Below are 13,747 nucleotides of genomic sequence, written 5' to 3' on the forward strand. Positions count from 1 at the left end.
GGGTACGGGCCGCCTCCGCGCGGTTCAGGTGGCGACGGGCTCCCGTCGGCCGGCCGCGTGCGCCATCGCGTGCTCGACCACGCCGATGAGGACCTCCTTGACGGATTCCCGGTCACGGGCGTCCGTCAGCACGACCGGTACGTCGTCGTCCAGGTCGAGGGCCTGGCGGACGTCCTTGGCGGGGTAACGGGCCGATCCCTCGAAGCAGTTGACGCCGACGACGAAGGGTATGGAACGCCGCTCGAAGTAGTCGACGGCGGCGAAGCAGTCCTCCAGGCGGCGGGTGTCGGCGAGCACGACGGCGCCGAGGGCCCCCTCGGAGAGTTCGTCCCACATGAACCAGAACCGCTCCTGACCCGGCGTGCCGAACAGGTACAGCACGAGATCCTCGCGCAGTGTGATGCGGCCGAAGTCCATGGCCACGGTGGTGGTGTGTTTGCCCTCCACGCCGCTCGTGTCGTCGATCGGGCGGCCGGCCTCGGTGAGCAGTTCCTCGGTGCGCAGCGGCCTGATCTCACTGACCGCGCCGACGAGGGTGGTCTTGCCCACGCCGAAGCCGCCGGCCACCAGGATCTTGAGCGTGACGGGCTCGACCGGTGGCTTCCCGCGCTCAGAACGCCCGAAGATCATCGATCTCTTCTCCTGCTTGATGGGGGTGGGACGACGGCAGACCGTAGCCTCCGCCGCCTGGGGTTTCGATGACGAGTACGTCGTCGGGTCCGACCTCGGCGGAGTCGCTGCCGCCGAGCGCGGTGACCGTGCCGTCCGCGTGCTCCACACGGTTGGCGCCGAGCGCGCCGGGTTCGCCGCCCGCCATGCCGTACGGCGGGACCCTGCGGTGCTGGGACAGCGTGGAGACCGTCATGGGCTCGTGGAAGCGGATGCGGCGCACCGCACCGTCTCCGCCGTGCCATCGTCCGGCGCCGCCGCTGCCGTACCGGACGGCGAACTCGTCGACCCGGACGGGCAGCCGCCACTCCAGGACCTCGGGGTCGGTGAGCCGCGAATTGGTCATGTGGGTCTGCACGACGGGCGCGCCGGGGAAGCCCTCGCCCGCGCCGGACCCGGAGGCCACGGTCTCGTAGTACTGGTGGCGCTCGTTCCCGAAGGTGACGTTGTTCATGGTTCCGGAGCCCTCGGCCTGGACGCCGAGCGCGGCGTAGAGGGCGCCGGTGATGGCCTGGGAGGTCTCGACGTTGCCCGCGACGACGGCGGCCGGCGGCTCGGGCGCCAGCATGGAGCCGGGCGGCACGACGATGTCCAGGGGGCGCAGACAGCCGTCGTTGAGCGGGATGTCGTCGGCGACGAGCGTGCGGAACACGTACAGGACGGCCGCGTTGACCACGGCGAAGGGCGCGTTGAAGTTGCTCGTCAGCTGCGGTGACGTACCGGTGAAGTCCACGGTCGCGGAGCGGTTTTCGCGGTCCACGCGCACGCGTACCCGGATGACTGCGCCCGAGTCGGTCTCGTAGGCGTACTCGCCGTCGTCGAGGGTGTCGACGACCCGGCGTACGGCCTCCTCGGCGTTGTCCTGAACGTGCTTCATGTACGCCTGGACGACGTCGAGGCCGAAGTTCTCGATCATGCGGCCGACTTCGTCGACGCCCTTCCTGTTGGCGGCGATCTGGGCGCGCAGGTCGGCGAGGTTGGTCCTGGGATTGCGGGAGGGGTAGGGCGCCTCGGTGAGCAGGCGGAGAGTCTCCGCCTCGCGGAAACGGCCGTTCTCGGCGAGCAGCCAGTTGTCGAAGAGGATGCCTTCCTCCTCGATGCTGCGGCTGTTCGCGGGCATGGAGCCCGGGGCGATGCCACCGATCTCGGCGTGGTGGCCGCGGGAGGCGACGTAGAAGAGGAGTCGGTCACTCTGCGTGTCGAAGACGGGGGTGATCACGGTGACGTCGGGCAGGTGGGTGCCGCCGTGGTACGGGTCGTTGACGGCGTACGTGTCTCCGGGCCGCATCGAGGTGCCCCGGCGCCTGATGACCTCCTTGACGCTCGTACCCATCGAGCCCAGGTGGACGGGGATGTGTGGGGCGTTGGCCACCAGGTTTCCGTCCGGGTCGAAGAGGGCGCAGGAGAAGTCGAGCCGCTCTTTGATGTTGACGGACTGGGCGGTGGACTCCAGCCGGGCGCCCATCTGTTCGGCGATCGACATGAAGAGGTTGTTGAAGACCTCAAGGAGAACCGGATCGGCATCCGTGTCGAGATCGGAACTCTGCGTAATCGTCACGCGTTCCATGACCAGATGCCCGTCGTCTCGTGCCACGGCCCGCCAGCCGTCGTCGACGACGGTCGTCGCGCCGGCCTCGGCGATGATCGCGGGGCCGGTGACGGTGTCGCCGGGAGGGAGGTCCTCGCGGCGGCGGAGGGGCACGTCGCGCCAGGCGCCGCCGGTGTGGAGGCGGACGGACGCGGCCGAGCCGCCCGAGCGGGCGGCTTCGTAGGGGGCGAGCACGGAGAGATCGGGGGGTTGTGTGATGCCGGTGGCTTCGACGGAGAGGGCCTCGACGACGATCGGGCGCTCCAGCGTGAAGGAGTACGTGGCGCGATGACGTTCTTCGAAGGCGTGACGCATCGTGTCGGGCTCGGTCAGCTCGACGGTGAGAGGGGTGTCGGTGCCGTCGTAGCGCACCTGCGCGCGACGGGTGATCCGGATGCGCTCCTCGGGGATGTCCTCGGCCAGAAGTTCCGCGCGGGCGGCTCCCTCCAGGTCGTCGGCCGTCTTGAGGACGGCCGGCATGGACGCCGGCTCCAGGGGTGCCTCCACGGACTGTTCGCGCATGGCGGTCGTGTCGGCGAGACCGATGCCCAGCGCGGACAGGACGCCTGCCATGGGCGGTACGAGGACCGTGCGGATGCCGAGCGAGTCGGCGACCATGCACGCGTGCTGGCCACCCGCACCACCGAAGGTGGTGAGGGCGTAGCGGGTGACGTCATGGCCCTTCTGGACGGAGATCCTCTTGACGGCGTTGGCGATGTTGGCGACGGCGATCTGCAGGTAGCCCTCGGCGACCTGCTCGGGCGTGCGGTCGTCTCCGGTCCTGGTGCGGATCTCGCGCGCGAGGGCGGCGAAGCGGTCGCGGACGAGCGGTGCGTCGAGAGGCTGGTCGCCGGCCGGGCCGAACACCTTGGGAAAGTGCGCGGGTTGGATCCGGCCGAGCATGACGTTGGCGTCGGTGACCGCGAGCGGGCCGCCGCCGCGGTAGCAGGCGGGCCCCGGGTCCGCGCCCGCCGAGTCCGGCCCTACGCGGTAGCGGGATCCGTCGAAATGGAGGACCGAGCCGCCGCCGGCCGCGACGGTGTGGATGTCGAGCATGGGGGCGCGGAGTCGGACACCGGCGATCTGTGTGGTGAAGACGCGCTCGTACTCGCCGGCGAAGTGCGAGACATCGGTGGAGGTGCCTCCCATGTCGAAGCCGATGACGTGGTCGAAGCCGGCCAGCTGCGACATACGGGCCATGCCGACGATGCCTCCGGCCGGCCCGGAGAGGATGGCGTCCTTGCCACGGAACTGACCGGCTTCGGCGAGTCCTCCGTTGGACTGCATGAACATCAGCCGTACGCCCCGGAGTTCGTCGGCGACTTGCTGGACGTAGCGGCGCAGCACGGGCGACAGGTAGGCGTCGACGACCGCGGTGTCCCCGCGCGGCACGAGCTTCATCAGCGGGCTGACCTCACTGGACAGCGAGATCTGCGGAAAGCCGATGCGGGCGGCCAACCTGCCGACGGCCTGCTCATGGGCGGGATGCAGGTGGCTGTGCATGCAGACGACGGCGACGGCGCGGATGCCGTCGCCGTAGGCCTCCCGAAGGGGGCCGACGAGGGCGTCCAGGTCGGGGGCGCGCAGGACGGTGCCGTCTGCGGCGATGCGCTCGTCGACCTCCACGACGCGCTCGTGGAGCAGTTCGGGGAGGTCGATGCGGCGGGCGAAGATGTGCGGGCGGTTCTGGTAGGCGATGCGCAGGGCGTCCCGGAAGCCGCGGGTGACGACCAGCAGGGTGCGTTCGCCCTTGCGTTCCAGGAGCGCGTTGGTGGCGACCGTCGTGCCCATGCGGACGGCCTCGACGGGGTCCTGGGAGCCGGCCAGCAGTTCGCGGACGCCCGCGACCGCCGCGTCGGAGTAGCGCGCCGGGTTCTCCGACAGCAGCTTGTGCGTCACCAGGCGGCCGTCGGGGCGTCGCGCGACGATATCGGTGAACGTGCCGCCCCGATCGACCCAGAACTGCCAGCCAGCCACCTCAGTACCCCGATTCCGCGCCGCTCACAGTGCCCGGAGGCCGTTGATCACGTCGCGCAGAATACTCTCGTCCGGCAGTTCGGCAGGGGGTACGGGCCGGGTCACATGGACGAATTCGCCGGCCACGAGGTCGCCGATGAGGACGCGCACCACTCCGATGGGCAGATCGAGTTCGGCGGCGAGTTCGGCGACCGACTGGGGCGCGGCACGGCACAGATCGACGATGTCCACGTGTTCCGGGGACAGCATCGCGTCGGCGTCCGGGTCGTCCGCCTGCGGCTCCGTGACGACCACCGCGATCAGGTCGAGGCGATGCTGGCCCTCACTGGTGGTACGGCCGCGCGTCATGGCGTACGGACGGACGACCGGTCCGGCCTCGTCGTCGAACCAGTGGCTTCTTCCCTGACCGTCAGCGTTCATGACATCTCACTACCCGCCTGCGGACAGATCGGTGCGCGGGGCAGCGCCCAGATGCACCCCGACCCGCTTCACCAGGAGCGTCATCTCGTAAGCGACCTGGCCGACGTCCGAGTCGGCGTCCGAGAGGACGGCCAGGCAGCTGCCGTCGCCGGCGGCCGTCACGAAGAGGAAGGCCTCGTCCAGCTCGACGACCGTCTGCCGGACGTTACCGGCCTCGAAGTGGCGGCCCACGCCCTTGGCGAGGCTGTGGAATCCGGAGGCGACGGCGGCGAGGTGCTCGCTGTCCTCCCGGGTCAGGTCCTTGGACACACCCGTCGGCAGGCCGTCGCCGGACAGGACGATGGCCTTGCGGATGCTCGCGACGCGGTCCACCAGGTCGTCCAGGAGCCAGTTGAGCTCCCCGGACTTGTTGGTCGTGGTGTGGCCGGTCGTCTTCGGTGCGGTCATCGACCGTCCCCCCTTGTCGTTCGTTGTGGTGCTGTGCCGCTCTGGGCGTCGTCACCCGCGGCATTCTCGTCGCGGCCGCGCTGCCAGCCGCGCTGGAGCGAGGCCATCCGGCTGCGGACCTCGTCGGCGTCCCGCTCCACGGGCTCCGGGGCGCGCTCCGTGTCCCGCCGGTTCTGCTTCAGCTGCGGGGCCAGGTTGGCCTGGCGTACGCGCCGGGGCAGCGGGCCCGAGCCGGAGCCGGTCTCCTGCGGGGCGGTGCCGGGGCGCCCGGCCGCAGTGCCCTCGCCCATGGTGATCGCGGCGGGACGGTTGCGCATGGGGAGGGCGGGAGCCTGCGGGCTTTCACCGGGACTCGGTCGCTCGGGTGCCGGGGACACAGCGCCCTCACCGGGCCGGCCGGGTCCACCCGCACCCGGGCGCAGCGGTGAGGCTCCGCGCCGCCGTGTCGGCAGCGGTGGCGCGGCTCCCTGGTCGGGCCTGCTCGTACCGCGGCCGCCCGCGGGCTCGTCGCCCCGGCGGCGCGAGGGCGATGGTGCGGCGGCCTCCGGCTCGGGTCGGCCGCCCGGGCTGGTCGGCGGTTCCTCGGCGGCGTCCTCGCGGCGGGAGCGCTGCTCGGTGACCGGGCGTCCGTGCGAGCTGACCAGCTTGGGTGTGCGGCGGCGGGGCAGCCGGACCGGCTCGCCGATGTCGTCGGCAGCGTCGATGCGGGCCGGTTCATGGATGCCGGAGTCGTCGTGGAGGGGACCGTCGCTGCGGCCGGTCGTCTCGTCGTGCGCGAGGGCGATGGAGCGGCGAGGGCGGAAGATGCCGCCGCGCTCGCTGTCCTCGTCGTCGAGCGCACCCGGGAAGTCCTCGACGGCGTCGAGTTCGACCGGCGCCTCCAGTTCGACCGGGCCGTCCAGAAGGGCGGCGGGCCGACCGGGAAGGGGTACGGGCATCGGGGAGAGCGCGGTGCGGCGGCTCTCCTCCAGCTCGGCCTCCTTCGTCGGGTGGGGTCGGTCGAGGCGGAAGCCGATGCCGTTGGTGTCGGGGACGTCGTCCGTCAGCAGCGCGTCGGGGACGAAGAGGACCGCGGTGGTGCCGCCGTACGGGGACGGCTGCAGCGAGACTCGGACGTTCTGCCGCTGGGCGAGCCGGCTGACCACGAACAGGCCGAGCCGGTCGGTGTCGGACAGTTCGAACTCCGGTGTCTCGGCGAGCCGGAGGTTGGCATCCAGAAGAGCGTCGGCGGCCATGCCGAGGCCGCGGTCGTGGATCTCCAGGGTGAAGCCGTTGGCGACCCGCTCGCCCAGGACCTGGACGGCCGTGTGCGGTGGGGAGAACACCGTGGCGTTCTCCAGGAGTTCGGCCACGAGGTGGGTCAGGTCGGCGACGGCTGGACCGGTGACGGCGATCCGCGGCAGGCGGCGGACCTCGATGCGTTCGTAGTCCTCGACCTCGGCGACCGCGGCCCGGACGACGTCCATGAGCTGGACGGGCTTGCGCCACTGCCGGGAAGGGGCGGCGCCGGAGAGGATCACGAGGCCCTCGGCATGCCGTCGCATACGGGTGGTCAGGTGGTCGAGGCGGAACAGGTCGGCGAGCTCGTCGGTGTCCTCGGTCCGGCGTTCCATGGTGTCGAGGAGGGTGAGCTGCTTGTGCAGGAGGACCTGGCTGCGCCGGGCGAGGTTGACGAACACCTCGGAGACCCCGGCGCGCAGTTCCGCCTGTTTGACGGCGGCCTCGACGGCGGCGCGCTGCAGGGTGTTGAGTGCCTGGCCGACCTCGCCGATCTCGTTCTTGTCGTACTCGAGGCGCGGCACTTCGGTCTCCACGTCGACCTGTTCGCCCGCGGACAGGCGCCGCATGACACTGGGCAGGCGCAGGCCGGACGCCTCGTGGGCCTCCAGTCGCAGTTGCCGCAGGTCGCGGATGAGGGCGCGGCCGACCCGCACGGACAGGAAGAGCGAGAGCAGCAGGGCGACCAGGCCGAGTACGCCTGCGACGGCCGCCTTGGCGATGACTCCCACGGCGACCGGGCGGACGCGGTCCTGATAGCGGTCGCCCGCCTGGTCGTTGAGGGTGCCGAGTTTGTCGAGCACGTTTCCGGCGGAGGTGTCCCAGCTCTGCGCGGTGACCTCGCCGGGCTTGCCGTCGGCGGAGGAGACGGCGTCCTGCTCGGCCACGCGCAGCGGGGCGGTGGCGGCGTTCTTCCAGAACCGCTCGTAGCGTTCGCGGTCCGACGAGGGCAGCAGCGGCAGGTTGACGTCGTACATCAGGCTGCGCTGGGCGACGAGGTCGGAGATGTCGCGGCTCTCGTCGCGTGTGAGCTTGCCGACGATCAGCGAGGAGCCGAGGAGGGCGTCCTCGCGGGAGAGCAGTTCGCGGGCCCGGGCGAGGTTGACGAGTGCGCGGTACTGCTTGTCCATCTCGACGTTGTCGACGACGTGAAGATTGGCGAGCAGGACATAGCAGGGGTCGACCAGGCGGTTGTAGAGGTCGAGGGTCTGGGCGCGGTCGACGGTGCCGTCCTCGACGCTGCGGCGCAGGGCCTCGATGCCGTCGAAGGCGTCCAGCACGGCCCCCAGACGCTCACCCGTGCCGTCGCCCATCGCGTCGCGCACGTCGGGGTTCTTGGCGTTCTTCCGGATCTCGGCGACGGCCTTGTCCGTGGCGGTCCGGCTGCGCCTGAGATCGGCGAGGCCGTCGGCGGCCCGGGGGTCCGCCAGGTAGACGAGGGTCTGTCGGCGTTCCTGCTGCAGGACACGGACGGTGTCCTCCATCGGATACCCGATCTTCTCCACCACGTCCGACACGTTGAACAGATCTTCTGCCTCGCGTCCCGTGAGCACCGTGGCGAAGCCCCAGATCGCGGTCAGGGACACCAGCGGCACGAGAAGCAGCGCCACGATCTTCCGGCGGATCGACTTCCCGCGAAAGCGCATGGCCTCCCCCAGCTCGACCCCCATCAGTCGGGGGTACACATGTACGTCAACAAACGGCGCGAGCCTACTACCGACGCACAGGTATCTCGAAGAGCAGTCCGGAAGCTGAACTTCCGCGCGGGCGACGAGACATGGGGAGTTGTCCGCTCATTGCGGGAGATTGCCTCCCCGATTCCCTGGACGACCGCAGAAACGTATCCGGCCGACCTACCCGGCCAGTTGGCCTGAAATTTACGCTCCGTGGGAATCTTCGGGACGCCTCGTTCGTCCTTCTCCACGGGGAATGGGTGCGGAATGAGCCACAGGAGCCGTATCCCGCACCCCGGCGGCGTAAAACAGCGCAAGCCGGGCAGCCACTGGGGAGCCGTGCCATCGGGCACGGGGCGAGCGGTCTGCTGGCGGTGGGGAGTGACACGTTGATGGGCACGGCGGAGCGGCGCGAGGCGCCCGGGGACGGCTTGGCGGCACAGCTGACAGGGCAGCCGGGCCAAGAGGCACGGGATCGCGACATTCCAGCAGACACGCACGGGGTGAGAGACAGCAGCGGCGTGCCGGCGGGTGCGGGTGGCGGGGCGGCAGAGTCCGCGGGCACCGCGGCTGCTGCACCGGGGAGGGACGAAGCGCGGTCGCGTTACGGGCCGTTGTGGGTCGAGGAGCCGGCGCGGCGGCGTCGGATGCCCGATCCGGTGCGTACGGCGGCGGTGCGAGCGGTGATCATCATCGCTGTGACGCTGATACAGGCGATGGTGGCCTTCCTCTGCACCATGGCGGGATCCTGGCTCGCCTTCCCGATGGTCATCAGCAGCGTCGTCAGCACGGTGGTGGCCACCTGGGGCGCCCTCGACGTCTGGGTGACCCGTCAGGTCTGGAACCAGCGCAACGGCGTGGTATCGACACCCAGCAGCAGCGCCAGGACCCTGCGCCGCGAGCGTCGCCGGGCCCGACGGCAGCTGAAGGCCACCGAGCGGGCCCAGGAGCGGATACGTCGGCGCGGCGGGTCCGGGCAGTTGTCACACTCCTGACCCGCGCCGCCTGCACGGCGCCGGGTGGCGGATGGCGGGTGGCGGGTGGCGGGTGGCGGGCCTACGGGACGCTGGGGGCCGGGCGTTTGAACATCCGTGTCGCCGTGATCTCACTGTGCACCGCTTCGCCCTCTCCGGCCGGGGTCTGCTGCGGCAGACCCGGACGGAGGTGTTCCTCCACGCTGATGTACTTCAGCCCGGCCCGCAGGTCGGCGTCGTTGCGCAGCCGGATGACCAGGGGGAACTCCGCCAGCGCGGTCGTGTCGAACAGGCCGGTGGTGTACAGGAGTTGGACGCCGAGCGCGTCGGACACGGCCCGCTGGAGTTCCAGGAGGTACGTGGCGTTGGCGCGCCCGATGGGGTTGTCGAGGAACAGCGTGCCGGCGTGCCGGTGCTTGTCGCGGCCCCGGTCGTTCGACCGCAGCGCGGCCATCGTGCAGTACAGGGCGATGGCCGCGGTGAGCAGCTGGCCGCCGGAGAACACGTCGCCCATCTGCCCGACGGGCACCCGCTCGGCGCGCAGCACGGCGTCCGGCTTGAGGATCTCCACGGCGACGCCCTTGGGCTGAAGTGCCGCGCCCACGCCCCGCAGCAGCAGGGACATCCCGTCACGGCGCAGGTCGGAGTTCTTCTTGACGGCCGCCCGGGTCGCCTCGTCGATGACCTCGCCGAGCCGTTCGGTCAGAGTGGCCTGGTCGGGCTCCTCGAAGCGGATGCGCAGGAACTCCTGCCCGGACCACTCCCCCAGCCCCTCGGGCAGCCTGGAGAGCCGCTGAGCGGACCGCAGGGTGGCCAGTGCCGACTCCACGAGCCCGCGCAGCCGGTCCACGATCGAGTCCCTGTTCCGCTCCAGCTGCACCAACTCGTCGGTGAGGACACGAAGTCGGGGCGCGAACGCGTCGGCCCACTTCTGGGCGTGCTCGGGCAGTGCGGAGGCGGGCAGCTCGCGGATCTGCTGCCGTGCCGGGGTGCGGACCTGCTCGTAGCGTGTGGAGTTGGCGTGCCGGACGAGAATGTCGCTCGCCTCGCGCACGGTTGCCTCGGCGGCCGACAGGTCGGCGGCGCAGCCGCGCAGGGAGCGACGGGCCTCGGCGGCAGCGTGCCGGGCCTCCTCCAGGCTGCCGGTGTACGGCTCCGGCTCGTCCTGCTCCTCCTCGAAGACGTGTTCGCGCAGCAGGTCGCGGAGCATCGCGGTGATCTCGTCGAAGCCGCCTGCCGCGTCCTCGGCCGCACGGTGCGCATCGAGGAGTTCGGCGTGGGCTTCCCGGGACCGGGTCAACGCATCGGTGCGGGAGGCGAGTTCGGCCATCGCCGTACGCAGCAGTGCCTGTGCGTGCTCGGCGTCGCGCGGCTGGAGCTCCTCGGGCAGCTCGGTGTGGGCCTCGCCGTCCTCGGGCGCGTGCCGCTCGGTCTCGCCACGCAGCCGTCCGAGCTGTTCGCTCGCGGTCGACATCCGGGTCTCCAGGAGCTGCACCAGCTCCTCGGCCCGCGCGGCGGCGGCCTGTCGGGAGGGTCCGTCGGAGCCGTCCGGCGACTGCAGCAACTGCTCCGCGCGCGTACGGACCTTGTTGCTGAGCCGGTCCAACTCGGTGCGGGCCGCGCTCTCGTCGCTCTCCGCGCGTGCCTGCTCGGCGCGCAGGTCGGCGCCGACGCCGACCTGCTCGTAGAGCTGGGATGCGGCGCGGTAGGCCTCACGGAGGGCGGGCAGCGACGGCTTGGCGGCTGACTCGTCGTCCTCCGGTACGCCGTCGGGGGCGCCCGCGATCTCCGCGCGCTCGGCGCGCAGTGCCCGGGCCGTGCGGCGGGCGTCGTCGGCGGCGCGCTGGGCGCCGCGGCGGTCCTCGTCGGCGGCGCGGGCACGCTCCAGACAGGCCTGGGCGCGAGCCTCCGACTCGGCGCCCTCGTCGGCCAGTTCGCGCAGTTTGACCTGCCATCCGGCCCGCTCACGCAGTCGGAAGGCGAGCCCGGCGAGGGCGTCGGCCGCGCGCCGGGCCTTCTGCGCGGCCTCCTGCCGCTCGTCCCGCACCTGCGCTGCCTCGGCGGCGACCTCGTCGGCCTCGGCCCGCACCGTGCGCGCCTCGGCCAGCTCGGCCTCGGCCTCCTCGGCGAACGCCCCCGCGTCGTGCGCGGCCCGGGCCAGCTCGACGAGCCGCCCGGCCGGGCAGCCGGTGCGCCAGGAGGCGAGCCGCGCCGCCAGCTCCCGGTCCTTGCCGAGGCGCGCGGCCAGCGTCCTGATCTCCTCGTCCCGCTCGCCCGCCCGCGCGCGCAGCGTCTGCCTCTCCTCGTCGGCGGCGTGCTCGTCGTGCATGGCCGGGTTCGGCGGTACGAGGAAGACGCTGCTGTCGCCCGCGTCCGCGGCCGGGGTCGGTGCGAGCAGGGCTGCTGCCGTGCCGACGGCCACGGCGGAGCGCGGCAGCAGCGCGGCCTCGTTGAGGGCCTCGCGGGCCCGTGCATGCGTGTCGGGATCGGTGATGATCACGCCGTCGACCAGTTCCGGCCGCGCCGCGAGCACGCGCGCGTGGTCGGCGGGGTCCACGGCCTGGGCGAGATAGCGCCAGCCGGGCAGCGCAGGAATGCCGTGCTCACCGAGGAACTCCACGGTGGCCAGCACGTCCGGCCCGGGCGGCAGCAGTCCTCCGTCTCCGAGCGCGCCGAGGATCCGGGAGTCGTCGGCCGCAGCGGTACGCAGCTCGAAGAGCTGCCGCTCGGTGGACGAGACGGAGTCGTCGAGCAGCTCGCGCAGTTCGTCGGCGAACCGGTCGAGCTCTTCGGGGCTGAGGGCCGGCCTGCTGTCGTGCGTCTCGTGCCGGGGCTGCGGGACCAGAGGCCGTGTGTCGCTGCCGGAGACGCTCAGCAGCTCCGCCAGCCGTTCTTCCGCGGCCAGAGCCTCGGCGATGCCGCGCTCGGCCTCGTACGACCGCTGGGTCGCCGTCGCCGCGTCCGCCGCGCGTGCCGCCGTCAGCTCCGCGCGGGATTCCGCCGAGGCCGCCTCGCGCGCGTGTTCCGTGGCCTTGCGCGATGCCTCGCGCGCCGTGTCCCAGGCGGCGACCGCCGTCTTCTCGGCGTCGCTGGCCGCGAGGGCGGCGCGAGCCGGGTCGGCGTCGGGCGCGCTGTCGTCGAGCCAGCCCGCGCGCACCGCTTCGGCGGTCTCCTGCTCGACCTCGGTGAGGCGCTGCCGCAGATGCCCGACCTCACTGCGGGCCCGCTGTGCTTCGGTGGCGGCGGCGGTCGAGTCCCGGTGGGCGGCCTCGCTCACCTCCTGGAGCGCGGCGGACCGCTCCTCCTCCTCGTTGGCGAGGCTCTCGGCGCTTCCCGCGGCCGCGTGCAGGGCCCGTACGAGATCCACGGCGGCCTTGGTGCGGGCCGCGAGCGCGGGGGCCGCGTCGCGCTCGGCCTCCTGGATCGCGGCGGCCACCCGCGCGACCCGGTCGGCGGCGGCGCGATGGCGCAGCACGGCCTCGGCGGCCTGCCAAGCGGAGTGCAGCGTGCGCGCGTCGGCGAGCTCGCGCTTGTGCCCGGCGGCGGACTTCTCGGACGCGGCGAGCGCCAGCGAGGCGTTGCGGTAGGCGAGTTCGGCCGCGATCAGCGCGCTGCGCTCCCGGCCCGCTTCGGCGTGGGTGACCGCGTAGGCGGCCGCGGTGACGCGCTGGGCGAGGTCGGCGGCCCGGACGCGCTCCTGCCCGCTCCGCGCCGACAGGCGCCGTGCCAGTGCGCGGGTACGGCGCTCGGCGGCGGTGTGGATGTCACGCGCGCGTGAGCGGGCGTCGGCGGCCTCGACGATCCGGCCCAGGAGGTCCGCCGATCCGGCGGTGAAGTCCCGTTCGGCGATCAGTTCGGCCCGGCGGCCCAGCTTGTTGCCGAAGCCGCTGACCAGGTCGGCGAGCCCGTCGGTGTCCCGTGTGTCGGTGACGGCGCGCAGCAGCAGGTCGGTGAAGTCGGAGTCCTTCTTGACCGCGAAGAGGCCGGCGGCCTCGCCCTCGTCGGCGTTCATCTCCCGCTGGTAGCGGAAGAGTTCGGGGTCGAGACCGAGGTCGCCGAGGTGCTCGATCCACCGGTCGTGGATCTCCTCCCAGTGCACCTCCAGATGCGGATACGCCTTGCCCGCGTCGGTGAGGGCGTCCCTGAAGCCCTTCATGGTGCGCCGGCGGCCCTGCGCGCCGGACTGGCCCTCGACGGCCGGCCGTACGGACGTGGCCTCGGCGACGGGCAGGTTGTCCAGGGACAGCCCGGGGCCGGGCCGGAAGGAGTACCAGGCCTCGGCGAACTTCCGCGGGTCGTTGGAGACCTGGCGGCCTCGCCACTCGCTGACCTTGCCGACGACGACGCACTCGCCGGTCAGCGTGTGCTGCCACTCCAGGGCGACGTGCCCGCAGTCGTCGGCGAGCAGGAACTTGCGCAGCACGCCGGAGCTGGCGCCGCCCAGGGTGTTGCGGTGACCGGGCAGCATCACGGAGAAGATCAGCTTCAGCAGCACGGACTTGCCGCCGCCGTTCTCCAGGAAGAGCACGCCCGCGGGTGCGGGGCGGCGCGGGGGGCCGACTGGCTCCTCCTCGAAGAACTCCGCCTGGGCGGGCGCGGGGTCGGGCACGGGCTCGCCCACGCCCCGCAGGTCAAGCACGGTGTCGGCGTAGCGCGCACCGGCGGGACCGATGGAGTAGAGGCGGACCCGGGACAGCTCGTACATGGCGGACTCTCGTAAG

Annotated in this window: 7 protein-coding genes; 1 reads left to right on the forward strand and 6 read right to left on the reverse strand. The window is 72.1% G+C overall.

Going from position 1 to position 13,747, the window contains the following annotated elements:
• Positions 1-24: 24 nt before the first annotated feature.
• The 5 genes from OG870_RS08095 to OG870_RS08115 are packed head-to-tail and all read right to left on the reverse strand — an operon-like array spanning position 25 to position 8,025.
• A complete protein-coding gene (locus tag OG870_RS08095; protein WP_266586110.1) occupies positions 25-630 on the reverse strand; it encodes a GTP-binding protein in 606 nt (201 codons plus the stop codon).
• Positions 611-4,234 carry a hydantoinase B/oxoprolinase family protein gene (locus OG870_RS08100; protein ID WP_266530667.1) on the reverse strand — a complete coding sequence of 1,208 codons (3,624 nt, stop codon included), beginning with the start codon at positions 4,232-4,234 and terminating at the stop codon, positions 611-613. The genes OG870_RS08095 and OG870_RS08100 overlap by 20 nt, the downstream gene beginning before the upstream one ends.
• Before the next feature lie 24 nt (positions 4,235-4,258).
• The gene (locus OG870_RS08105; protein ID WP_266530668.1) at positions 4,259-4,654 is read right to left on the reverse strand and encodes a DUF742 domain-containing protein; all 396 of its coding nucleotides are present in this window, start codon (positions 4,652-4,654) and stop codon (positions 4,259-4,261) included.
• 9 nt (positions 4,655-4,663) lie between these two features.
• Positions 4,664-5,101 (reverse strand): roadblock/LC7 domain-containing protein, encoded by a 438-nt coding sequence (locus OG870_RS08110; protein WP_266530669.1) that lies wholly within the window; start codon positions 5,099-5,101, stop codon positions 4,664-4,666.
• Positions 5,098-8,025: a nitrate- and nitrite sensing domain-containing protein gene (locus tag OG870_RS08115; RefSeq protein ID WP_327692300.1), complete on the reverse strand. Its 2,928-nt coding sequence runs from the start codon at positions 8,023-8,025 to the stop codon at positions 5,098-5,100. Before OG870_RS08115 ends, OG870_RS08110 begins: the two co-directional genes overlap by 4 nt.
• 419 nt (positions 8,026-8,444) lie before the next feature.
• Here OG870_RS08115 and OG870_RS08120 point away from each other — a divergent pair, with 419 nt between their 5' ends.
• A complete protein-coding gene (locus OG870_RS08120; protein WP_327690791.1) occupies positions 8,445-9,047 on the forward strand; it encodes a hypothetical protein in 603 nt (200 codons plus the stop codon).
• A 61-nt stretch (positions 9,048-9,108) separates the two neighbouring features.
• Here the strand turns inward: OG870_RS08120 and OG870_RS08125 are convergent, their stop codons facing one another.
• Complete coding sequence (locus OG870_RS08125) at positions 9,109-13,731, reverse strand: hypothetical protein (RefSeq protein ID WP_327690792.1); 4,623 nt, start codon at positions 13,729-13,731, stop codon at positions 9,109-9,111.
• Positions 13,732-13,747 lie beyond the last annotated feature (16 nt).

The organism is Streptomyces sp. NBC_00461 (assembly GCF_036013935.1).
Taxonomy (GTDB): domain Bacteria; phylum Actinomycetota; class Actinomycetes; order Streptomycetales; family Streptomycetaceae; genus Streptomyces.

Excerpts from the sequence above, each read along its gene's own strand:
- OG870_RS08105 (WP_266530668.1), bottom strand. The coding sequence starts at position 4,654 with ATGAACGCTGACGGTCAGGGAAGAAGCCACTGGTTCGACGACGAGGCC.
- OG870_RS08110 (WP_266530669.1), bottom strand. The coding sequence starts at position 5,101 with ATGACCGCACCGAAGACGACCGGCCACACCACGACCAACAAGTCCGGG.
- OG870_RS08125 (WP_327690792.1), bottom strand. The coding sequence starts at position 13,731 with ATGTACGAGCTGTCCCGGGTCCGCCTCTACTCCATCGGTCCCGCCGGT.
- OG870_RS08120 (WP_327690791.1), top strand. The coding sequence starts at position 8,445 with ATGGGCACGGCGGAGCGGCGCGAGGCGCCCGGGGACGGCTTGGCGGCA.
- OG870_RS08115 (WP_327692300.1), bottom strand. The coding sequence starts at position 8,025 with ATGCGCTTTCGCGGGAAGTCGATCCGCCGGAAGATCGTGGCGCTGCTT.
- OG870_RS08095 (WP_266586110.1), bottom strand. The coding sequence starts at position 630 with ATGATCTTCGGGCGTTCTGAGCGCGGGAAGCCACCGGTCGAGCCCGTC.